The following is a 21,067-nucleotide window of genomic DNA, read 5'->3' on the forward strand; positions in this document are numbered from 1 at the left end:
TATATGTATATTGGGAAAAGGAGTATGAATCCTCTCTTCCTGTTTAGTATGCTATTCTTTGTATTGTTCCTTTTATCCTTGTTCTTGACTCTTCATTTATAACATTATTTATATAGATTTATTCGAGAAAGTTTGGGGTGAGAAGAATAGCACTATTATTTTTCCACCGTTTGTGTCCATTCCTCAATATTAAAACCTACAAGAACGAAGGTGTCAGAGATGAGCAAGGGGCGCTTAATTAGTTTGCCGTTGGTGGCGAGTAGCTCTATCTGCTCTCGCTCGCTCATCGAGGGAAGTTTATCTTTTAAGGATAGTTCTTTGTAGAGTATTCCGCTTGTGTTGAAAAACTTTTTCACAGGCAAGCCACTTCGATGAACCCATTCGCTTAGTTCGGCTTCGGTTGGAGCTTCATCTACGATATGGCGTATATTGATAGAGATGCCTTTTTCGGCAAGCCATTTCTTAGCCTTTTGACATGTACTACAGGCTGGGTATTGTATGAATAGCATTGTTTTTATTTCTAATCAAAGATACTACGACCCAAATTTACATCATTTAGATGAGCTGGACATTAATGGATAGCTTTCGTTACGATATGTATTATCCTTTGGATGGGAAGTGCTACTTTTACAAGAAAGGGAGTTTATAGATAATATGATTAGAAGATGAAAGACTTTGTAGCGATAGATTTTGAAACGGCTAATCACAATCGTTCCAGTGTTTGTAGTGTAGGTCTTGTGTTCGTTCAGGATGGTCGAATTATAGAGCGTTTCTATAGTCTTATTTATCCTCGTCCGAGCTTCTTTGTTCGATGGACAACTGAGATTCACGGCTTGACAATGGAAGATGTGAAAGAAGCTCCTCTATTCCCAGAGGTATGGTCTCAGGTGTCTTCTAAAATCAAAGGATTGCCATTAGTGGCACACAATAGTCCTTTCGATGAAGGATGCTTGAAAGCTGTATTTAGAGCTTACGAGATGGACTATCCTAACTATGAGTTTCACTGTACTTGCCGAGCCGCTCGAAAGCAATTAGCGAGGCTCCTTCCCAATCATCAGTTGCATACCGTGGCAGAGTATTGTGGTTTCGATTTGGCACATCATCATCATGCCTTGGCTGATGCGGAGGCTTGTGCAGCGATTGCTCTTCAATTGTTGTGAGGTTTGGATATATTTATACAGAGAGTGTTATATCTAAGTGCTATAGAGTTATCTGATTTTTACACATACTTGTGTATAGATCTGTTTTTGCTTCTAATGTTTCTCTGTTCATTCTATGCCAAGCCTTGTTAAAAGTGCATTAGAACAGATTTCGGGAAGTTTGTAAATATCACGTATTATTTCCCAGAATATAAGAAGTTCTTATTTGTGTTATATATAAAAAGGAGCTGAGTCAAAATTTATCTTTGGCACAGCTCCTTTTTATATGTTGAGAAAAGAAGTTTTATCGAATCAAAGGTATAGCTTGTTTAACTCCTTCGATGGTTACAAATACTTCTCGTATGGGAGTTGTTATGAGTAACTCTCCTATACCTTGCGTTTCGAAGAGTAATTCTCCTGTAAGGCTATATACTTTGGCTTTGTGAAGCTCTTCAGTACTCATAGAGAGTTTCCACCCAGATTCCATAGTAGCTATTTGCATCTTTTCTTTAGAGAGTTCTGCGATACGTGTAGGTTCTCCTGCGTAAGGAGCAGACATTCCCTCTGGATTTATAGAGCAGACATTCCACCCTCTTTGCTTAGCGATATCTACATCTTTAGTTGTTATCCTGTTGGAGTCTTCTATTTCACCATTTTCGTTCATAAAGACTACAATGAGAACTCGATCACTTAAAGCTGTATTATTGGACATGGGAAGTTCTTTTACAAACTGTGTCATTAAGCTTTTTTGGAACTCATTACCGTAGATAGAGAGCGTTAGCAAATCAGGTACAGAAGATAGGTTTAGATTAGAGAGCTTGTTTCGGCTAATATAAAGATGTTGCAAATTCTTCACCTCACTAAGGTCTAATTGAATAAGTTTGTTGTTGGAAAGAGAGAGAGAAGTTAAAGCCTTACTACTGGGTCTGCTAACAGAGGTTAGTTCGTTGTGTGCAGCCTCAATTTCTATAGCTGAAGTAAAGGTGCCGAGATCGATATGCTGAAGTTTATTGTATGACAGTTTTACAATTTTCGTGTCGGAACTTTCTGCAGGGAGGAGTAATTTGGTCAATTGGTTGTTTTCAAGATTGATAATCTCTAAGAAGTTGCAGTAGCTAAAATCGGCCTCCTCCAATTTGTTATCTTGCGCATATATTTCTTTCAACTGTGTTGTGGCAGAGAAAGAAACTTCGGTAAGATTATTTTTTTTCATGGAGAGATACTCTAAGCCCGTGCAACCGAGGAGATTCAGAGATTCTAATTTATTGGCTGCAATATCTAAATGTTTCAGAGTAGGTTTAGCTCCTAATTGGAGGTCAGAGATGTTGTTATTACTTAGTACTATGGTTGAAAGATTACCATATTCTGAGAGGTCTACACTTCCTTCAATAGCATTCTCTATTAACTCAATTTTAGAGAGAGCTTGCTTTTCGTTAGGGAAAACAACTGAAGTAAGAGTGGAATTCTTTTTGGAAGCAATGGAGATTAGAGAGTTGGCAAGAGAAAGATCTAATTTGGAAATACTACATTCGTTAAGCTCTAAGGAGGTTATTTTTTTCCATAGATAGAGAATGCTTCCATGCCAGTTGGAGTTGCTACAGAATTTGTTCCACTCGTGAGATTCTCATTTGAGTCTTTTTGCCCATTTCTATTTAGGTCTACCCAAAGTGCTTCTCCATAAACAATTACTTTGATAGAGGGAGCAATCGCAGCCGAGGGAGTGATGGAGATTTTTTCCGTTTCGCTTACAACGATAGGGGCATCTTCTTCACTTCCTTCGTATTCTTGGTAACTATAATTGTCGAGAGGAGTCCAATGTTTACTCTTGGCAAGAGAGATATCCTTTTTCAAGCAAACGTTTCCTTCTTTCTCTTTTGCATTAGGATCTGTGTTGATAAGAATGAGCATTTTACCCTCTTCTTCATTGGCATTTAAGGTCTCTATAAGTTGGTGCATAGCATTTGCTCCAATTTTGTTGCGAGAGATATCAAGGTAGCTTAGTTCGTTTGCCATTGACAAGTCTACACTTGTAAGTTTATTCTCGTTTATCATAGTCCTCTGTAATTGAGAGCAGGCACTGAAGTCTATATTTTCAAGTGCACACTTCTCCATATAAACCTCTTTTAAGGTGCTAGGGTTTGAAAACTTGACACTCTTAAGAGATTTGTTTTCACTGCAATCCAACCTCACCAATTCTCGGTTCGAAGAGATGTCTAAGGAGGTTAATTTATTCTTTGGAACTTCCAACCAAAGAAGAGCAGGAGCATTTTCAGCCTTTACACTTGTGAGCTCAGCATTTTCTAACTTAACTCTTAGAAGATTACCTCCATAGATAGTTACCTCCTTTTTATTACCCCAAATGAGATATTTAGCAGCTTCTCCCATTTCGAGACGGAGGTCTTCTCCTTCATCTTTTGTTTTATTGCCATTAAGGTCTATGTAGGCTCCGATTTGGGAGTCGTCTTCTGCTACGATTTCAATATCGCTCCCAGCGGAGAGATTTGAGGTAACAGTAATAGAGTGTCGGTAGGAGTTGGTTGATGCCTCTGTGGGGCTTTGAGCATTTCCTAAAAAGGCAGAAAAGAGACTTAATAGGAGAATGTAATTCATTCGAAGAGGAGTAATTTTGCGCATAATTATTATTTGTGTTTAATTTATGAATAGTGTCGCGGGTTATGCCACAAAAACGCAACAAACATCCTTAAGAAAAAGAGTCTGTTGTGAATAATTTGAAAACTTGACACAAATATACAGCTATTTGGGAGATTTCGAAATACTCAATTATTGGTATTTTTACAAGAAAAAGGTATATTAGGGGAGATGAATAGGTAGTGATGTGCTATAATTTTCTCTTTTACCGCTTTCTTGTAACCTTTGATGTGGTTTTTGGCGGATAGCTAGATGTAAAGAACCAGCACTCTTGGAAAGTTTGGCTTTTCCCAAAGGTGCTGGTTCTTGCTCAAAAGGATATATTGAGTTTTTCGAGATTTATCCTAAGAAACTTTTTAGTTGGCCGCACTTGTTGCTGGCACGCAGGCGACGGATAGCTTTTTCTTTAATCTGGCGTACACGTTCTCTTGTGAGTCCAAACTTATCTCCAATCTCTTCTAAAGTCATTTCGGGACCTCCCCCAATCCCAAAGAAAAGAGCGATAATTTCTGCTTCTCTTTCTGAGAGAGTGCTAAGTACACGATCAATTTCTTTGCGGAGAGATTCGTTCATTAAGTAGCGGTCAGCACTTGGAGCATCTTCGTTTACTAAGACATCCAAAAGATTATTATCTTCTCCCTCTACGAAGGGGGCATCTATTGAGATATGTTTGCTAAAAGATTTCAAGGTAACGGCTACCTTCTCTTCCGTTTGGTCTAACATATTCGCCAACTCTGGAATAGAGGGGCGACGTTCGTTTTCTTGCTCAAATCTCTCAATAGCTTTACGAATCTTGCTTGAGCCCCCACTTGGTTTAGGGGAAGACGTACAATGCGCGACTGTTCGGCTAAGGCTTGGAGGATAGATTGACGAATCCACCACACAGCGTAAGATATAAACTTAAAACCTCTAGTCTCGTCAAATTTTTCTGCAGCTTTGATCAACCTAAGTTCCCCTCGTCAATAAGATCTGGAAGACTGAGACCTTGATTTTGGTATTGTTTTGCTACAGATACGACAAAACGCAGATTGGCTCGTGTAAGGCGTTCCAAAGCTCTGCGATCTCCTTTTCTAATAGCTTGTGCAAGTTCTACCTCTTCTTCTACAGAAATCAATTCTTCTCGCCCAATCTCCTGTAAGTACTTGTCTAACGATGCACTTTCTCGATTGGTGATTGACTTGGTGATCTTTAATTGCCTCATTGCTTATACTTTATATTATATTATTTCTCTTAGTTTTCAGAGAAAACCTCTTAGCTCTACTGATTCAGAGCTAAGAGACTTTCCCTGAGAAAGTTGCCCTATTGGATACTCTCTCTATGTCGTCCGATAGTCAGACATTTTTCATTTTAAGAAAGATCTATCACATAGTACTTCATCCGTCCGTTCGGGTAAAATCCTTTGACGACTAAGGCTTTGTCGTTTCGGGAAGATTGTGCTTGTGTTACTCGACGACGTACGTCAGTAATAGAACGTACAGGTGCATTGTTTAGTGTGAGTATGATAAAACCTTCCTTAATACCTACTTCTCGGAATTTGCCACTATTTACTTTTTGGACCGATATACCATAAGAAACACCATAAGAGCGTTTTTGTTCATTAGTTAACTCTTTTAGAGAGGCTCCTAAGATATCTTGTGGATTGTCTTTTACCATTGACTCGCTACCCTCTACATTTTTTAGGGTAACAGTAATGTTTTTAGTGGCCCCTTTCCTATCTATGGTCAAGCGTACCTTGTCGCCAGGGCGTTTCATATTAATAATCTCTTGTAGAGCGGTCATACTTTTTACAGTACGTCCGTCAATAGAGGTGATAACATCTTCTTTATCTACTCCTGCAGAGTAAGCTGCACTCCTCTCGGAAAAGTCCGTTACGAAAACTCCCTCATTCACTTTGAGATTGTACTTTTCTTTTATTTCGCTGGTTACATTGCCTCCGATGATACCTAGCACGGCTCTCTGTACAGTACCATACTTCTTGATATCGGAAACAACTTTGGCAGCTGTGTTTACAGGTACAGCAAAGGAGTACCCCGTGAAATTGCCTGTCTGTGAATAAATCATCGTATTGATGCCCACTAACTCTCCAGTGGCATTAACGAGTGCACCTCCGCTATTACCAGAGTTTACTGCCGCATCTGTTTGAATAAATCCTCCAATTTTATTGGTATCTCCTCCGTTGGCACCTACGGGACGAGCTTTAGCACTAACGATACCAGCGGTTACCGTACTGGTTAAATTAAAAGGATTGCCTACTGCGAGTACCCATTCGCCTACTCTAAGGGCATCAGAGTCTCCAAAGGGTATTGTAGGAAGGTCTTTTGCTTCTATTTTGAGCAGTGCTATATCGGTAGCAGGATCAGAGCCAATCATCGTGGCCTTAAAAGTGCGATTGTCATTAAGAGTTACCTCAATTTTATTAGCATTGTCAATTACATGGTTATTGGTGATTATGTAACCATCTGTGCTAATAATAACTCCAGAGCCATAACCCACTACGGGGCGAGATGAAGGTCGGTCGAAGCCACCACCTCCTCCGAAAAAGAATTCGAAAGGATCAATGTAACGCTGATCTATTTGCTGTTCGCCCTCTATCTTAACGTGTACTACAGAGTGTACCGATGCCTCTGCCGCTGGGATGAGGTCGGGAGCAGTGCCTACTCCTCTGTTAGAGGTCAATGCAAAAGAGGTATTTTGAAAGGTGTCATCATCAATACCTCTTCTAATCTCGGTGCGAGACTTCTGGTCTCGATTGTTTAGAAGGGTATAGGTCCCCGCTGTTACAGCCATGCTTAGCAAAGTTACTCCAAGAATGGCTGAGCTAATTTTCCAGACTTTCTTCATAACATTTGGTTATTAATCTATCGTTTCGTTTTTTGTTTACATAGTGTTAGACGAATAACCCCCTTTAATGTTGCATGGAGAGATTGAATTTTAGATATATTTCTGTAAGCAGTCTGAGGGTATCCTTCGTCGGGGTACTCTTTTTCGCTTTGGAAGACGAAGATGCGGTAAGTCGTTTTCTTCGTAAAGTCAAAGTCCCTTATTCGCTTAGAAAAGAAACTTCTATATGCTTACAAAAAGAAGCACCCCTCTATACATCAGAGAAAACTAATGCATAGGAGGATGACTCAATAACGCTCCTCTAAAATTCTTTTTGTAGCTAATAAATAAGGTACTCCTTTTACCGATTCCAAGAGATCTCTAACAGGAGTAATGCCAAAGTTTTTAGAGGTAGATAATTCTTACTTTTTGCGGTTGCCGTAACGGTTCATAAACTTATCAACACGTCCAGCGGTATCCACCAACTTCGCTTTTCCTGTAAAGAAGGGGTGCGAAGTGTTAGAGATTTCCACTTTAACGAGAGGGTAAGTCTCTCCATCTATTTCGATGGTTTCTTTTGCTTGAATAGTAGACTTTGTAATAAATACATCGTCGTTAGACATGTCCTTGAAAACCACGGGACGATACGTTTCGGGGTGCAATCCTTTCTTCATTGCTTTATGCTTTGTACTTGTTTATATACTTGTTATCTCCGCTCCTCTAAACCCATTTAGCCCCAACATGTTGAGATGTTTTCTGCCTTTTTAGAGGTATTCGGGCAACAAAGGTACTACTTTTTGTCTGAATAACAAGCAACTCACTCTTATTAGACTTCAAACTTTATTATTCGAAACCATTAATCCTTTGCTTCGAAAGCTTTAATGCTTTTGTTCCAAAGGGTTCGTCCAAACTCTCCAAAGGGTTATACCTATCCGTTGGATAGTTGGGCAAAATACATTTACTTTGTATTCCATAGTACGTGAAGATATATATATAATTAAGGTGTAGCCAAAAGAGTAGCATGCAAAAGCTGAAACGAATTTTATTGAAGTTAAGTGGCGAGTCTCTCGCTGGAGGTGCAGGACAGGGCATAAGCTCTGAGCGTTTGAATGATTATATTGCTGAAATTGTTGCTGTAGCTCAAAAGGGAGTGCAAGTAGCTATCGTTATCGGAGGAGGGAATATCTTTCGAGGGTTGAGTGGTACCGCCAAGGGAGTAGAACGCGTTACGGGCGACCAGATGGGGATGCTTGCTACTGTGATTAACTCTTTAGCTTTGAGAGCTGCTTTTCTTGCTCATGGTTGCAAAGCGGAGGTCTTTACATCTATTCGTATGGAGCCTGTGGGTAAACTCTACTCCTCTATGGAGGTACGCCAAAAATTGGATGAGGGGTACATTACCATTCTTGCGGGAGGTACGGGTAATCCTTATTTTACCACAGATACAGCAGCTGCTTTGCGTGCGGTGGAGATTGGAGCAGATTATCTACTCAAGGGAACTCGCGTGGATGGTATCTATACAGCCGATCCAGAAAAAGACCCTTCGGCAGTTCGTTTTGATAGTATCTCTTTCGATGAGGTGTACCGAAGGGGGCTCTCGGTTATGGATTTAACTGCAATGACGCTATGCCGAGAAAATAATCTTCCCGTGATGGTTTTTGATATGGATACCAAAGGCAACTTGCTCAAACTAATAGCTGGGGAAAATATTGCTACTGTAGTGAGCAACGAAGAGGAGTAATTTTGTTTTACAAAAGAAAGACGATAAATAACCCATAACATATTATAATATGGCAGATACGAAGCAGTATACAGAAGTGGCTGAAGCAGGGATGCAGAAAGCTATTGAATATCTTGATGAGAAGTTGGCGCATATTCGTGCTGGTAAGGCTAATCCAAAGATATTGGACGATATTATGGTTTCCTACTACGGTACGATGACTCCCCTTAACCAAGTAGGTACCGTTACAGTGCCAGATGCACGTACTATAGTGATAACTCCTTGGGAGAAGAAAATTATTAAGGATATTGAGAAAGCCATTATAGACTCTCCTTTGGGTATTATGCCCGAAAATAATGGGGAGCTCATACGCATTGCTATTCCTCCTCTTACAGAGGAACGCCGCAAACAACTTGTTAAGCAGGTAAAGGGTGAGGTAGAAGAGGCAAAAATCAGTATTCGCAATGCCCGTCGTGATGCCATAGATGCCGTAAAAAAGAGTATTAAGGCAGAGGGCACTCCCGAAGATGTGGCTAAAGATATCGAAGCAGTGGTGCAGAAGTTGCATGATAAATACGTGGCTCAATGCGAAGAACTTTTTGCTGCCAAAGAGAAAGAAATTTTGACCGTTTAAGGAGACAAAACTCTTTGTACAGAACGATTGATAGTAATGATAGCACAAGTCTATGATGCTGATGCAGGGACTTGTGCTTCGTTGTGTGGGTAATAACTGTTTATTACGCCTATGTGATGGTAGTCAGTGTGAGGCTACTGTTAAGGGCAACCTTCGGCTAAAAGGTATTCGATCCACCAATCCCGTGGCCGTAGGAGATACGGTATCTATCAAAAAGCAGGGAGATATTTACTATATCACTTCGGTGGAACCTCGGCGCAACTATATCATTCGCCGTGCTGCCAACCTCTCTAAAGAGTCGCACATTTTAGCGGCTAACATAGATGTTGTATTGCTTTTCGTTACGCTTCATAATCCCGAGACGAGTTTCACCTTTGTAGACCGATTTTTAGCCACGGCGGAGGCGTATGATGTGCCTGTCGTTTTGCTCTTCAACAAGATGGATTTGTATGGAGAGGAGGAACTTTTGCGCCTAAAAGAGTGGGAGGAGGTTTATACACCTTTGGGCTATTCTATCCTGAAGATGTCCGTATTGGAGCAAAAAGGTTTAGACGAACTCTACTCCTATATTGGTGGCAAGATAGTGCTTCTTAGTGGTCATTCGGGAGTGGGTAAGAGTAGTCTCATCAATGCTCTACTCCCAGGGGTTAATCTACGTACTCAGGAGGTGAGTAGTGCACATGGAACGGGTATGCACACCACTACTATGAGCGAAATGCATCCGCTCGATCCTCAGAGAGGAGGAGGGTATTTGATAGATTCTCCTGGTATTAAGGGCTTTGGAACGCTTGAAATGAACAAATACAATGCGGCAGATTACTTCCGAGAGTTTTTTATTATTGGTCAGGAATGCCGTTTTAGTAATTGTACTCACCTGAATGAACCGGGTTGTGCTGTACTGCAAGCCTTGGATGAGGGGCGCATTGCAGAGAGTAGATATATAAGTTACTTAGGAATCCTCAAAGATGAAGAGGAAGGTAAGTATCGCTTAGACTAAGACAGGAAAGAGAATGAAGAAGAAAGTATCTATCAAAAGTAAAACGAAAAAAACTACACGTAGTAGTACGCTTCCCAAAAGACAAAAATCATCTCGCACTACGGGGCGTGAGTTTGTGGATCGAGTTCTTTCACTCTTTTCTCGAAACAAAGGGGCTATTTTTAACTACCGCCAAGTTTCTCAAAATGTAGGAGCTCATACTACTCCTGAGAAGCAGTTAGTAACAAGAATCTTAGAAACCCTCATGGAGGAGGGGGTACTTCGGGAGATGGAGCGTGGTCGATATACCTACAATTCCGATTCTGTCCCTTCTTTTGTAGGATTATTTGACCGCAGACGTAGTGGTTTCAATGTTTTTACTCCCGAAGATGGTAGTGCAGAGGTGTTGATTGCCGAGCGTAATTCGCTCCATGCTATGCAGGGCGATAAGGTGCGTGTGCAACTTTTTGCCCGTCGTAAGGGGCATGCTCGAGAGGGTGAGGTTGTGGAGGTGTTAGAGCGCAAGAAGGAAACTTTCGTGGGTCGTTTGCAGGTTCGTGGAGATGTAGCTTTTCTTCTGACCGATGATAGAGAGCTTTCGAATGATATCCTTCTGCCCAAGGGAGCATTTGAGGGAGTCAAAAACGATGATAAAGCCATCGTGCGCATCACAGAATGGCCTTTGATGGGTAAGAATCCTATTGGACGGGTGGTACGTAACTTAGGCCCCTCTGGTAGTAATAACACGGAGATGCACGCTATTTTGGCAGAGTTTGACTTGCCAGATAGTTACCCCCAAGAAGTAGAAGATTTTGCTCAACAAATATCGGCAGAGATTCCTCAAGAGGAGTATGACCAGCGAGAAGATTTTCGTTCTGTATTAACTTTTACAATAGACCCTGAAACGGCGAAGGACTTCGATGATGCTCTCTCTTGGCGTCCCCTCGAAGAGGGTAAGTATGAAGTAGGGGTGCATATTGCCGATGTAAGTTACTATGTTCCTCAAGGGGGGATAATTGATAAGGAGGCATACAACCGAGCTACGAGTATTTATCTGGTTGATCGTACTATACCGATGTTACCAGAGCGATTGTGTAATGATCTTTGTTCGCTAAAACCCAATGAAGAGCGACTTGCCTATTCTTGTATCTTTACCTTGGACACTCAGGCCAATGTGTTGGAGTCACGTATTGTACGTACGGTTATAGAGAGTAACCGACGTTATAGTTACGAGGAGGCGCAGCAAATTATTGACACCGAAGAGGGGGATAATGTAGAGCCGATACTATCACTTCATCGCTTAGCACAACAGTTACGTAAGCGGCGCTTTTCGGCAGGGGCTATCAACTTTCAGAGTTTAGAAGTAGCTTTTGCCTTGGACGAAGAGGGACGCCCTGTTGATGTGGTGCAAAAAAATCATGGTACAGCCAATGAGTTAATAGAAGAGTTCATGCTCTTGGCAAATAGAACTGTGGCAGAGCAGTTTGGTAAAGTTACTTCCACTCAAAAGGATAAAACCAAGACTTTTATATATCGTATTCACGACGAACCCAATCCAGAAAAGTTGCTCCTAATGCAAGATTTTATTGTGCGGTTTGGCTACCGTACCAAATTGGTGGATGGAAAAGCTGATGTGCGCAAGGGGATTGGCAAAATTATAGAGCAGAGTGTAGGTAAACCAGAGGAGTCTTTGATCCAGATGATGATGGTGCGCTCTATGGCAAAGGCAGAGTATAGTACAGAAAATGTAGGACATTATGGACTCGCTTTCCCCTACTACACGCACTTTACTTCGCCCATTCGTCGCTATCCTGATTTAATGGTGCATCGTCTTATCACTCACTATTTGTCTGGAGGAAAGTCTCTTCCTCAAGAAGAATATGAGGGGTATGCACAGCACTGCTCTAACCAAGAGCAAGTAGCTGCCAAGGCGGAGCGAGAGTCCATTAAATATAAACAAGTAGAATACATGAGCTCTCGTTTGGGTAAGGTCTTTGATGGGGTAGTGTCTCATGTAACTGAGTGGGGTCTCTATGTGGAGTTGCTACATTCGCACTGTGAGGCTTGTTGCCTATTCGTTCTTTGGACGATGATTATTATGAGTATGATGAAAAAAACTTTATGCTCGTTGGTCGTCGCTATGGTCGCAAGATTACATTGGGCGACTCTATAAGAGTTCGAGCTGTGCGTACTGATTTAGATCGTCGTCAGCTTACCTTCGATTGGGTTGAGTAGAATTGGAAGATGGAAGAGATAGAACGAAAAGAGGTAAAAGTTCTTTTGGGTATGCTTCCCGAAGAGCTTGCTGAGTGGGCGATTGCTTTGGGCTTGCCTCGTTATGCAGGGCGGCAGTTGTCTGACTGGATTTATAAGAAAAAGGTCGTCTCCTTTGACGAAATGACGAATCTTTCGTTAAAGCATCGAGCTTTATTGAGTTCTTGTGCAGTGGTAGGGCGTGCGGCTCCGATTGCTTCCTTTGCCTCTAAAGACGGCACTAAAAAGTATCTATTCTCGACTTCTACAGAGAAGCCTATCGAAGCAGTTTTTATCCCCGATGGAGAAAGGGCTACACTCTGCGTTTCTTCGCAAGTTGGCTGTAAGATGAATTGCCTTTTCTGTATGACGGGTAAACAAGGATTCAATGGACAACTCTCGGAGTCAGAGATTCTTAATCAGCTCTTTTCTCTCCCTGAGCGAGAGCGTGTCACAAACATCGTCTATATGGGAATGGGGGAGCCTCTTGATAATGTAAATGCTGTGTTGAGGAGTATTCATTGTCTTACTCACAAGAATGGATGTGCTATGAGTCCTAAGCGTATTACCCTCTCTTCGGTGGGTGTCGAACCCGGACTAACCCGTTTTTTGAAAGAGACAACATGCAACTTGGCAATAAGTTTACACTCTCCCATATCTAAGGAGCGTCTTTCTCTAATGCCCATAGAAAAGGCAATGCCTTTAGAAAAGACATTGAAAACGCTTAGGGAGTATGACTTCTCGGGACAGCGACGTCTTACTTTTGAATACATTGTCTTTGGGGGCTTGAATGATGATAGGCTCCATGCGCGTGCTTTGATTGAGTTGCTCAACTCTTTCGATTGTCATATCAATCTTATACGTTACCATAAAATACCTATGGTTGATTTGCCTTCTTCTGAAGAAAAGCAACTTTTGAAATTTTGTGATTTCCTTAATCAAGCAGGGATACCTACCACAATACGAGCCTCTCGAGGAGAAGATATTGCTGCTGCTTGTGGTATGCTCTCCTCGTTATATAAGAGAGGTTAATTGAGAGGATTTACGAGCCTTAAAAAGTAGCACTTCTTGCATTGGAGAACTATTCAAAAAGTCATTTTCTCTTTGAAAAGAGAAAATAATAGTCGCTTTTTAAGAGATAGAGTAACTTGCTATTGTACATTGGAGGACAATTTGTACCTTTGCAATCGTTCGGGGCATTAGCTCATCTGGCTAGAGCGCGACACTGGCAGTGTCGAGGTGATCGGTTCGAGTCCGATATGCTCCACTTAACGAGGTAGAGATTCTTTTTCTACCTCTTTTTTTGTATCTGCCTCTTTTGTGTGCTACATAGTCTTCCCTGTATTTTCCAGTAGTAAGTGCAACGCAAATAGAAAGAATATCCCCAGAGGGGCTAGCCCCTCTGGGGATGGGCGCCAAAGATTATATTTGCGTTGAACATGAAAAAATACAATCATTTGAGCCGAGAGCAAAGGTACACAATAGATCGGCTACTACAACAAAAGAAATCTTATTCTTTCATTGCTCAAACTATTGGTGTGTCGAGCAGTACCGTCTCCCGAGAAGTCAAACGCAACAAAACGGCAAGAGGGAAATACTCCTGTCACGCAGCACATATGTATGCTACAGAGCGTAAGGAGTGGCGTTGCTATCCGAGGAAATTCACGGATAAAATGCAAGAACAAGTCGTCTAGATTTTGAGAGAAAAGCAGTGGTCGCCCGAGCAAATCGTGGGGCGTTTTCGGCTCAAGGGGATTCCCATCGTGGGGAAAACCACCCTATATACTTTTCTCCACGAGGATAAGGCACTCGGAGGAGACCTTTACCAACTAACAAGGCATCATTTGAAGTATCGACGAAAGAGCCTTGCTAAACCGCTCAAATCCCAATGGGAACAGCGAAAGGGAATTGACCAAAGGCCCCAATGCATCAATCAAGAAGAGCGTTTCGGAGATTTCGAAATGGACCTAATCATTGGAGCTAAGCAACAAGAGGCTATACTAATCCTTACCGACAGAAAGACAGATTACGCTATCATCGAACCATTGCCCAAAGGGAAGAATGCTAAGGCATTAGCCAGAGTGGTCAATCAAAAACTAAACTATTTCAAGAGAATGGGGTTGCTACATTCCATTACAACGGACAACGGTACTGAGTTTATGGCTTTTTCTTCCATCGAAAGAGCACTCAAAATTCCCGTTTTCTTTGCTAAGCCTTATTGTTCAACGGACAAACCTCACATAGAACATCTAAACAAACTAATAAGACAATATATACCGAAAGGAACATCTTTCTCCGAAATATCGAAACCGCAAATCAAAACAATACAGAGACTGCTAAGCAACAGACCCAAAAAAGCTGAACTTTCAATCACCTATGGAAGTGCTTGATATATATATGCAAAAACGTTGCACTTGATGCTGGAATCTGCAAGACAGGAATCTACATACATCGTTTTGTTAGTTTGTACGAAAAGATATATCTTTGCGGACGATATTGTGGTTTGCGGTAATAGCTCAGTTGGTAGAGCATCAGCTTCCCAAGCTGAGGGTCGCGAGTTCGAATCTCGTTTACCGCTCTTATTTTGTGGGCTATCTATTTTTAGAATGAGGCTCAAGGTACTTTTAAACAGCGTAAATAAATAAAAGAGATAAAGTAAAAAACGTTAGGGTATGATTATAGTTCCAATTAAAGAGGGTGATAATATTGAACGCGCTCTTAAACGCTACAAGAAGAAATTTGACAAAACTGGTGCTATCCGCGAATTGAGAAGACGCCAGGCTTTTATGAAGCCCTCTGAAGTAAAGCGTAAAAAGAAGGATAAGGCTATCTATGTGCAATCTCTTCGTCAAGCCGAAGAGGCAAATGCTTAAGTACGCTTTTTAATGCGATTTTGAGAAAGAAAGGTGCTTCAAGGTGTCTTTCTTTTTTTTATATATATACATAGTTTTGTCTTTGGTGTTTTGGGGGATGGAATTTTTGCTGGACTTCTTAGGGTATTTACGTTATGAGCGTAATCAATCGGAGAAGACCGTTGAAAGCTACGAGGTTGATTTAAGACAGTTTCTTGGGTTTGCTTCTCTGCATTCAATGGAAGATTTTGTTCCTTCTGAGCAGGATAGAGATTTGATTCGTATGTGGCTCTCTTCTCTTATTGAAGAGTGCTACAAGTCTTCTTCTGTGCAGAGAAAGTTGAGTGCGGTAAAATCGTTTTATCGCTATTTGTTGAAAGTGGGAATCATAAAAAAGAATCCAGTTGCCTATTTGCGGGGACCCAAGTCGGAAAAACCATTGCCAGCCGTTTTAGATGAAAGGGAAGTATGTGCTCTGCTGGACGAGGATTTAGACCCTGAAGATTTTTTGATGGTGCGAAATCAGTTGATTTTAGAGATGCTTTTCGATGCAGGTCTGAGACGCTCTGAATTGGCTTCTCTTTTGTTCGAAAACGTGGATTTGCAAAAAATGACCCTAAAGATCTTGGGAAAGGGTAATAAGGAGCGTTTTGTGCCATTTGGTCCACCTTTAAAAGAGAGGATAGAGCAGTATCTGCGCCTTCGAAGAGAAAAAGTTGGGATGTCTGAATATTTTTTTGTTTCTTTGAAAAACAAAACATTGTCAGGGGCAGATGTGTATGATGTGGTACACCAGAAATTAGTGCTTTTCCCCGATTTGGCTCGTCAGAGTCCCCACGTGTTACGGCATACGTTCGCAACGGTAATGTTGGACAGAGGGGCTGACTTGATGGCTGTTAAGGAACTTCTGGGACACGCTAAGGTGTCTACTACAGTGCGTTATACGCATACTTCTTTGGCAGAGTTGAAAAAGGTGTATAATGCTCATCCGAGAGCAATAAAGAAAAAAGGTATGGATGTAAGAATTCAAGCTGTGCATTTTACAATGAGCCAAGACTTGGAGGCTTTTGTACAGAAAAAAGTAGAACGATTGGAACGATTACATGACGGAGTGCTTGCTGCGGAAGTTACTATGAGGTTGGAGCCTAAGGGAGATGGCGAATCCAATAAGGTGGCTTCCATTCGTCTTCAAGTGGCTGGTCCAGATTTGTTTGCGGAAAAAAGTGCTTCTACGTTTGAAGAGGCTATTGATTTGTCTGTGGATGCTATTAAGCGACAGATAGAGCGTTTGAAATAGTTGCTTGCTACGTCTTCTGCACACTTTTTGTATTTTATATTGTTGAGCCAGTATTTGGTAGGTTCAGATTTTGTTTCTACCTTTGCGCCTGATATTGCCTCAACATGTAGCAGAGGATGACTTTAGAACGATGGTTTGAACCTCGTTCGTTGCAGATAGGAGTCGCTTCGGTTTGTTGCTGGCGTTATTTCGGATGTTTGCCTATGTAGCTCAGCGGTAGAGCACTTCCTTGGTAAGGAAGAGGTCTCGGGTTCAAGTCCCGACATAGGCTCTTTCGGAAGGGCGACTTCCTCAGGGTCGTTTGCTTTATGTTGGAACAAGAAATATTTAGATTATAGAGATTATAGATTGCTATGGCAAAAGAACATTTTAACAAAACGAAACCGCACGTAAACATCGGTACGATTGGTCACGTAGACCATGGTAAAACCACTCTTACTGCGGCTATTACCAAGGTTCTGGCTGACGCTGGTCTTTCAGAAGCTCGTTCATTCGACTCTATCGATAACGCTCCAGAAGAAAAGGAGCGTGGTATTACGATTAATACATCACACGTAGAGTACGAAACTGCAAACCGCCACTATGCGCACGTTGACTGTCCTGGTCACGCCGACTACGTTAAGAACATGGTTACTGGTGCTGCGCAGATGGATGGTGCTATCATCGTTGTTGCTGCAACAGATGGTCCTATGCCTCAAACTCGTGAGCACATCCTTCTTGCTCGTCAGGTAAATGTGCCTCGTATTGTTGTTTTTATGAACAAGTGTGATCTCGTTGAAGATGAGGAGATGCTTGAACTCGTAGAAATGGATATGCGTGAGCTTCTTAGCTTCTATCAGTATGATGGAGATAATACTCCCGTTATTCGTGGTTCTGCTCTTGGGGCTTTGAATGGAGACCCTCAATGGGTTGCTAAGGTTATGGAGTTGATGGCTGCTGTAGATGAGTGGATTCTCCTCCCTCCTCGTGATGTGGATAAACCATTCCTTATGCCTGTTGAAGACGTGTTCTCTATCACGGGTCGTGGTACTGTTGCTACAGGTCGTATCGAAACTGGTCGTATTCATGTGAATGACGAGGTTCAGCTTATCGGTCTTGGTGCAGAAGGTCGTAAGACTGTCGTTACTGGTGTAGAAATGTTCCGCAAGCTTCTCGATGAAGGTGAGGCTGGTGATAATGTTGGACTCCTTCTTCGTGGTATCGATAAAGATGAAATTAAGCGCGGTATGGTGTTAGCTCACCCTGGTCAAGTTAAGCCTCATAGCCACTTCAAAGCTGAGGTGTATATCTTGAAGAAAGAAGAAGGTGGACGTCATACTCCATTCATGCGTCACTATCGTCCTCAGTTCTATATTCGTACTCTTGACGTAACTGGAGAGATTGATCTTCCAGAAGGAACAGAGATGGTAATGCCTGGTGATAATGTGACTATTGACGTTAAGTTGATTACTCCTGTTGCGTGTAGTGTGGGGCTCCGCTTCGCTATTCGTGAGGGAGGACGTACTGTAGGTGCGGGTCAGATTACTGAACTTATCGAAGACTGATTATAACTAAAAAGAGAGGTGCTCCTTGCTTGAGTTACCTCTCTAAATACGGGTTTAGCTCAGTTGGTAGAGCATCGGTCTCCAAAACCGAGTGTCGGGAGTTCGAGTCTCTCAACCCGTGCAAATAGACGGAACTATGAATTTTTTTGCAAGAATAGGTAAGAGTATAAGGGATTCTTATGTAGAATTGATGCATAAGGTTTCATGGCCAACTCGCAAAGAGTTGACAAACAGTGCAGTGGTTGTTATGGTTGCTTCCGTGATTATAGCATTGTTCATCTTTGTTGTTGACACTGTGTTTGAGGCTGGAATGAATCTTATCTATAGTTGGATAATTTAAACTCTCATTGGAGTAGGCTAGTTTCGAGTACTTCATTTTTCTTTTGTTGATGTTTATGGAAGACAAGGTGAGATCTGAGAGACGTTTTTATGTTCTTCGAACTCTTTCTGGAAAAGAAAAGAAAGTGAAGGAGTCTTTGGAAAGAGAGATGGCAAGACCTGGTTCTTCTCTCTTTACGGAACGATTGTTCCAGGTTATAGTCCCTACAGAAAAGGTGATGACTCAAAGAGGAACTAAGAAGGTTATTGTTGAGCGTCCTTATATGCCAGGGTATGTTCTTATAGAGGCTCTTCTTAATCCAGACTTGCAGGAGGAATTGCGTCGTTATCCTGATATAGTGGGGTTTCTTGGTAATAGTACCCCAGAGCCTTTGAGTACAGCGGATGTGAATAAATTGTTGCGTCGAGTTGACTTGGAGAGCGAGCAGGAGGGGACCTATGATATATCCTTCTTGGTGGGGGAAAGTGTGAAAATAGTGGATGGGCCTTTTGTAGGCTTTTCTGCCGTAATAGAAGAAATTTACGAAGATAAGAAAAAGCTCAAGGTGATGGTGAAGATTTTTGGAAGAAAGTCTCCACTAGAGCTTGCTTATACACAGGTGGAGAAAGAGTAGTGTTGTTACGGACCCTCTCTTAAGGATTTCCTTGTAGCTTCTTAAAATGAGGAAATACTTTTACGAATCTGTGTATTAAATGTTTTATTCATTATATAATGACTAAAAGAAATGGCTAAAGAAATTGCTGGACAGATTAAATTACAGATAAAAGGTGGAGCTGCAAACCCTTCACCTCCAGTTGGCCCTGCTCTTGGAGCCAAAGGGATTAACATCATGGAGTTTTGCAAGCAATTCAATGCCAGAACGCAAGACAAGGCTGGTAAGGTATTACCTGTAGTGATTACTTACTATGCTGATAAGTCTTTCGACTTCATTGTAAAAACTCCTCCTGTAGCTATTCAATTGCTTGAGGTGACTAAGGCAAAGAGTGGTTCTGCGGAACCTAATAGAAATAAAATTGCTGAGGTTACTTGGGAACAAGTGAGAGTAATTGCACAGGATAAAATGCCAGACCTTAACTGCTTTTCTATCGAGGCTGCCATGAAAATGGTAGCAGGTACGGCTCGCAGTATGGGTATTGCTGTTAAAGGGGAATTTCCGGAATAAATAAATTTTCAAAGACATGAGTAAACTAACAAAAAAACAGAAGTTAGCTGCGGAAAAGATTGAACCCGGAAAATATTATTCTCTTGAAGAAGCATCTTCTTTGGTTAAGGAGATCACTTTTACGAATTTCAATGCTTCTGTAGATATTGATATTCGTTTGGGAGTAGATCCTCGTAAGGCCAATCAGATGGTTCGTGGAGTTGTTACCTTACCTCATGGAACTGGTAAGGAAGTACGTGTTCTCGCATTGTGTACCCCAGATAAGGAGGCCGAAGCTAAAGAGGCAGGTGCTGATTATGTGGGTTTGGATGAGTATATTGACAAAATTAAAGGTGGTTGGACAGATATTGATGTAATTATTACAATGCCGTCTGTTATGGGTAAAATTGGAGCTTTGGGGCGCGTGCTTGGTCCTCGTGGCTTGATGCCTAACCCTAAGAGTGGTACTGTAACTAATGAAGTTGGTAACGCTGTTAAAGAAGTAAAATCAGGTAAAATTGATTTTAAGGTAGACAAAACAGGTATTATCCATACATCTATTGGTAAGGTTTCTTTTGATCCTAAACAGATTCAGGAAAATGCACGAGAGTTCATTAATACGATTATTCGTCTGAAGCCCTCTTCTGCGAAGGGAACTTACTTAAAGAGTATTCACATCTCAAGCACTATGAGTGCAGGTATTAAGATAGATCCAAAATCTGTAGATTTCTAATTAGAATTTTATCATGAGAAAGGAAGTTAAAAATACCGTAGTTGAGAAGATCTCTAACTATATTGCTCAATATCCTCATTTTTACTTAGTAGATATTGAAGCGATGGATGCTGTGAAAACAGCAGAACTTCGCCGAGATTGTAATAAGCAGGGGGTGAAATTAGTTGTTGTTAAGAACACTCTTTTCCGTAAGGCTTTATCGAATAGCAGTACAGACTATTCAGAGCTTTATCAATCTCTTAAGGGGAATACAGCTGTTATGTTCTGTGAAGTAGCCAACGCTCCAGCCAAAATTATTAAGGAGTTTGTTAAGGCTAATAAGGAACTTGGAAAACCTGCGTTGAAGGCTGTTTATGCTCAAGAAAGCTTTTATGTTGGTCCTCAACATCTTGATGCTCTTGTTTCCATTAAGAGCAGGGAAGAGCTTGTTGCTGATGTAATTGCGCTTCTTCAATCTCCCGCTAAGAATGTCTTATCGTCTCTTCAGTCGGCAGGACAGACTATTCACGGTGTGCTAAAAACACTGGAAGAAAGATAATTATCTAAGAATTTAAACGATTAAATCATACAAGACAATGGCAGATATCAAAGCTATCGCTGAACAACTCGTAAATCTTACCGTTAAAGAGGTAAGTGAATTGGCTACCATCCTTAAGGAAGAATATGGAATCGAACCTGCAGCAGCTGCAGTAGCAGTAGCGGCAGCCCCAGGTGCAGGAGCAGCTGCAGAGGCAGAAGAAAAGACATCTTTTGATGTAGTTCTTAAGAGCTTCGGTTCAGCTAAGTTGCAAGTCGTAAAAGCTGTAAAGGAACATTGTGGTCTTGGCTTGAAAGAGGCTAAAGATATTGTAGATGCTGTTCCTGCTACCCTCAAGGAAGGTGTAGATAAAGCTACTGCCGATGCAATGAAGGCCGCATTGGAAGAAGCTGGTGCAGAAGTAGAACTTAAATAAATCCTTCTCGCCTGTT

Annotated in this window: 19 protein-coding genes, 4 tRNA genes and 3 pseudogenes; 20 read left to right on the top strand and 6 right to left on the bottom strand. The window is 41.5% G+C overall.

The window, feature by feature from the left end:
- Positions 1-155: 155 nt before the first annotated feature.
- Complete coding sequence (locus JCM15907_RS09200; protein ID WP_036885674.1) at positions 156-509, bottom strand: arsenate reductase family protein; 354 nt, start codon at positions 507-509, stop codon at positions 156-158.
- Between the two features lie 156 nt (positions 510-665).
- On the opposite strand from JCM15907_RS09200, the gene JCM15907_RS09205 reads away from it, so the two are divergent.
- Positions 666-1,160, top strand: a complete 495-nt coding sequence (locus tag JCM15907_RS09205; protein ID WP_025843568.1) for a 3'-5' exonuclease — start codon at positions 666-668, stop codon at positions 1,158-1,160.
- A gap of 283 nt (positions 1,161-1,443) precedes the next feature.
- On the opposite strand, the gene JCM15907_RS09210 is transcribed toward JCM15907_RS09205, so the two are convergent.
- The 5 genes and pseudogenes from JCM15907_RS09210 to JCM15907_RS09240 form a co-directional block, all read right to left on the bottom strand.
- Complete coding sequence (locus tag JCM15907_RS09210) at positions 1,444-2,352, bottom strand: leucine-rich repeat domain-containing protein (RefSeq protein ID WP_025843569.1); 909 nt, start codon at positions 2,350-2,352, stop codon at positions 1,444-1,446.
- Between the two features lie 335 nt (positions 2,353-2,687).
- A complete protein-coding gene (locus JCM15907_RS09220; protein ID WP_025843571.1) occupies positions 2,688-3,773 on the bottom strand; it encodes a leucine-rich repeat domain-containing protein in 1,086 nt (361 codons plus the stop codon).
- Positions 3,774-4,127: 354 nt separating this feature from the next.
- Positions 4,128-4,989 (bottom strand): annotated as a pseudogene (locus JCM15907_RS11755) (sigma-70 family RNA polymerase sigma factor).
- A 146-nt stretch (positions 4,990-5,135) separates the two neighbouring features.
- Positions 5,136-6,629 (bottom strand): Do family serine endopeptidase, encoded by a 1,494-nt coding sequence (locus tag JCM15907_RS09230; protein WP_025843572.1) that lies wholly within the window; start codon positions 6,627-6,629, stop codon positions 5,136-5,138.
- 401 nt (positions 6,630-7,030) lie between these two features.
- Positions 7,031-7,282: a type B 50S ribosomal protein L31 gene (locus JCM15907_RS09240; RefSeq protein WP_025843574.1), complete on the bottom strand. Its 252-nt coding sequence runs from the start codon at positions 7,280-7,282 to the stop codon at positions 7,031-7,033.
- Positions 7,283-7,629: 347 nt separating this feature from the next.
- Between JCM15907_RS09240 and pyrH the strand changes: the two genes are divergently transcribed.
- The 19 genes and pseudogenes from pyrH to rplL all read left to right on the top strand — a co-directional run bounded on the left by pyrH (position 7,630) and on the right by rplL (position 21,051).
- On the top strand, positions 7,630-8,349 hold the full coding sequence (pyrH, locus tag JCM15907_RS09250) for a UMP kinase (protein ID WP_025843576.1): 720 nt from the start codon (positions 7,630-7,632) through the stop codon (positions 8,347-8,349).
- A 49-nt stretch (positions 8,350-8,398) separates the two neighbouring features.
- Entirely contained in the window at positions 8,399-8,962 is a 564-nt protein-coding gene (frr, locus tag JCM15907_RS09255) for a ribosome recycling factor (protein ID WP_025843577.1), read from the top strand.
- Positions 8,963-9,023: 61 nt separating this feature from the next.
- Positions 9,024-9,959, top strand: a complete 936-nt coding sequence (gene rsgA, locus JCM15907_RS09260) for a ribosome small subunit-dependent GTPase A (protein ID WP_025843578.1) — start codon at positions 9,024-9,026, stop codon at positions 9,957-9,959.
- 13 nt (positions 9,960-9,972) lie between these two features.
- A pseudogene (rnr, locus tag JCM15907_RS11760) lies at positions 9,973-12,173 on the top strand (ribonuclease R).
- Between the two features lie 9 nt (positions 12,174-12,182).
- Complete coding sequence (gene rlmN, locus JCM15907_RS09270; RefSeq protein WP_025843579.1) at positions 12,183-13,223, top strand: dual-specificity RNA methyltransferase RlmN; 1,041 nt, start codon at positions 12,183-12,185, stop codon at positions 13,221-13,223.
- Positions 13,224-13,384: 161 nt separating this feature from the next.
- Positions 13,385-13,458, top strand: a tRNA-Ala gene (locus JCM15907_RS09275).
- 172 nt (positions 13,459-13,630) lie between these two features.
- Positions 13,631-14,609: pseudogene (locus JCM15907_RS11765) on the top strand (IS30 family transposase).
- An 87-nt stretch (positions 14,610-14,696) separates the two neighbouring features.
- A tRNA-Gly gene (locus JCM15907_RS09285) sits at positions 14,697-14,769 on the top strand.
- A gap of 94 nt (positions 14,770-14,863) precedes the next feature.
- Positions 14,864-15,064 (top strand): 30S ribosomal protein S21, encoded by a 201-nt coding sequence (gene rpsU / locus JCM15907_RS09290; RefSeq protein WP_025843580.1) that lies wholly within the window; start codon positions 14,864-14,866, stop codon positions 15,062-15,064.
- A gap of 97 nt (positions 15,065-15,161) precedes the next feature.
- Positions 15,162-16,340, top strand: coding sequence for a tyrosine-type recombinase/integrase (locus JCM15907_RS09295; protein WP_036885675.1), 1,179 nt, complete (start codon positions 15,162-15,164; stop codon positions 16,338-16,340).
- A 199-nt stretch (positions 16,341-16,539) separates the two neighbouring features.
- Positions 16,540-16,611: transfer RNA gene (locus JCM15907_RS09300), tRNA-Thr, on the top strand.
- Positions 16,612-16,693: 82 nt separating this feature from the next.
- Positions 16,694-17,884 carry an elongation factor Tu gene (tuf, locus tag JCM15907_RS09305; protein ID WP_025843582.1) on the top strand — a complete coding sequence of 397 codons (1,191 nt, stop codon included), beginning with the start codon at positions 16,694-16,696 and terminating at the stop codon, positions 17,882-17,884.
- A 48-nt stretch (positions 17,885-17,932) separates the two neighbouring features.
- A tRNA-Trp gene (locus JCM15907_RS09310) sits at positions 17,933-18,005 on the top strand.
- Between the two features lie 15 nt (positions 18,006-18,020).
- Positions 18,021-18,224 carry a preprotein translocase subunit SecE gene (gene secE, locus JCM15907_RS09315; RefSeq protein ID WP_025843583.1) on the top strand — a complete coding sequence of 68 codons (204 nt, stop codon included), beginning with the start codon at positions 18,021-18,023 and terminating at the stop codon, positions 18,222-18,224.
- A gap of 55 nt (positions 18,225-18,279) precedes the next feature.
- Complete coding sequence (gene nusG, locus JCM15907_RS09320) at positions 18,280-18,837, top strand: transcription termination/antitermination protein NusG (RefSeq protein WP_025843584.1); 558 nt, start codon at positions 18,280-18,282, stop codon at positions 18,835-18,837.
- A 111-nt stretch (positions 18,838-18,948) separates the two neighbouring features.
- Positions 18,949-19,386, top strand: a complete 438-nt coding sequence (gene rplK / locus JCM15907_RS09325; RefSeq protein WP_025843585.1) for a 50S ribosomal protein L11 — start codon at positions 18,949-18,951, stop codon at positions 19,384-19,386.
- Positions 19,387-19,402: 16 nt separating this feature from the next.
- Entirely contained in the window at positions 19,403-20,098 is a 696-nt protein-coding gene (gene rplA, locus JCM15907_RS09330; protein ID WP_025843586.1) for a 50S ribosomal protein L1, read from the top strand.
- Between the two features lie 13 nt (positions 20,099-20,111).
- The gene (rplJ, locus tag JCM15907_RS09335; RefSeq protein WP_025843587.1) at positions 20,112-20,636 is read left to right on the top strand and encodes a 50S ribosomal protein L10; all 525 of its coding nucleotides are present in this window, start codon (positions 20,112-20,114) and stop codon (positions 20,634-20,636) included.
- A gap of 37 nt (positions 20,637-20,673) precedes the next feature.
- A complete protein-coding gene (rplL, locus tag JCM15907_RS09340; RefSeq protein ID WP_025843588.1) occupies positions 20,674-21,051 on the top strand; it encodes a 50S ribosomal protein L7/L12 in 378 nt (125 codons plus the stop codon).
- Positions 21,052-21,067 lie beyond the last annotated feature (16 nt).

The organism is Porphyromonas gingivicanis JCM 15907 (assembly GCF_000614585.1).
Classification (GTDB): Bacteria; Bacteroidota; Bacteroidia; order Bacteroidales; family Porphyromonadaceae; genus Porphyromonas; species Porphyromonas gingivicanis.

What these genes read in the sequence shown, in the direction of transcription:
- rplA (WP_025843586.1), top strand. Translation starts at nt 19,403, where the DNA reads ATGAGTAAACTAACAAAAAAACAGAAGTTAGCTGCGGAAAAGATTGAA.
- secE (WP_025843583.1), top strand. Translation starts at nt 18,021, where the DNA reads ATGAATTTTTTTGCAAGAATAGGTAAGAGTATAAGGGATTCTTATGTA.
- JCM15907_RS09205 (WP_025843568.1), top strand. Translation starts at nt 666, where the DNA reads ATGAAAGACTTTGTAGCGATAGATTTTGAAACGGCTAATCACAATCGT.
- JCM15907_RS09210 (WP_025843569.1), bottom strand. Translation starts at nt 2,352, where the DNA reads ATGAAAAAAAATAATCTTACCGAAGTTTCTTTCTCTGCCACAACACAG.
- JCM15907_RS09200 (WP_036885674.1), bottom strand. Translation starts at nt 509, where the DNA reads ATGCTATTCATACAATACCCAGCCTGTAGTACATGTCAAAAGGCTAAG.
- rpsU (WP_025843580.1), top strand. Translation starts at nt 14,864, where the DNA reads ATGATTATAGTTCCAATTAAAGAGGGTGATAATATTGAACGCGCTCTT.
- rlmN (WP_025843579.1), top strand. Translation starts at nt 12,183, where the DNA reads ATGGAAGAGATAGAACGAAAAGAGGTAAAAGTTCTTTTGGGTATGCTT.
- nusG (WP_025843584.1), top strand. Translation starts at nt 18,280, where the DNA reads ATGGAAGACAAGGTGAGATCTGAGAGACGTTTTTATGTTCTTCGAACT.
- JCM15907_RS09240 (WP_025843574.1), bottom strand. Translation starts at nt 7,282, where the DNA reads ATGAAGAAAGGATTGCACCCCGAAACGTATCGTCCCGTGGTTTTCAAG.
- JCM15907_RS09220 (WP_025843571.1), bottom strand. Translation starts at nt 3,773, where the DNA reads ATGCGCAAAATTACTCCTCTTCGAATGAATTACATTCTCCTATTAAGT.
- rplL (WP_025843588.1), top strand. Translation starts at nt 20,674, where the DNA reads ATGGCAGATATCAAAGCTATCGCTGAACAACTCGTAAATCTTACCGTT.
- rplK (WP_025843585.1), top strand. Translation starts at nt 18,949, where the DNA reads ATGGCTAAAGAAATTGCTGGACAGATTAAATTACAGATAAAAGGTGGA.
- tuf (WP_025843582.1), top strand. Translation starts at nt 16,694, where the DNA reads ATGGCAAAAGAACATTTTAACAAAACGAAACCGCACGTAAACATCGGT.
- rplJ (WP_025843587.1), top strand. Translation starts at nt 20,112, where the DNA reads ATGAGAAAGGAAGTTAAAAATACCGTAGTTGAGAAGATCTCTAACTAT.
- JCM15907_RS09295 (WP_036885675.1), top strand. Translation starts at nt 15,162, where the DNA reads ATGGAATTTTTGCTGGACTTCTTAGGGTATTTACGTTATGAGCGTAAT.
- JCM15907_RS09230 (WP_025843572.1), bottom strand. Translation starts at nt 6,629, where the DNA reads ATGAAGAAAGTCTGGAAAATTAGCTCAGCCATTCTTGGAGTAACTTTG.
- frr (WP_025843577.1), top strand. Translation starts at nt 8,399, where the DNA reads ATGGCAGATACGAAGCAGTATACAGAAGTGGCTGAAGCAGGGATGCAG.
- pyrH (WP_025843576.1), top strand. Translation starts at nt 7,630, where the DNA reads ATGCAAAAGCTGAAACGAATTTTATTGAAGTTAAGTGGCGAGTCTCTC.
- rsgA (WP_025843578.1), top strand. Translation starts at nt 9,024, where the DNA reads ATGCAGGGACTTGTGCTTCGTTGTGTGGGTAATAACTGTTTATTACGC.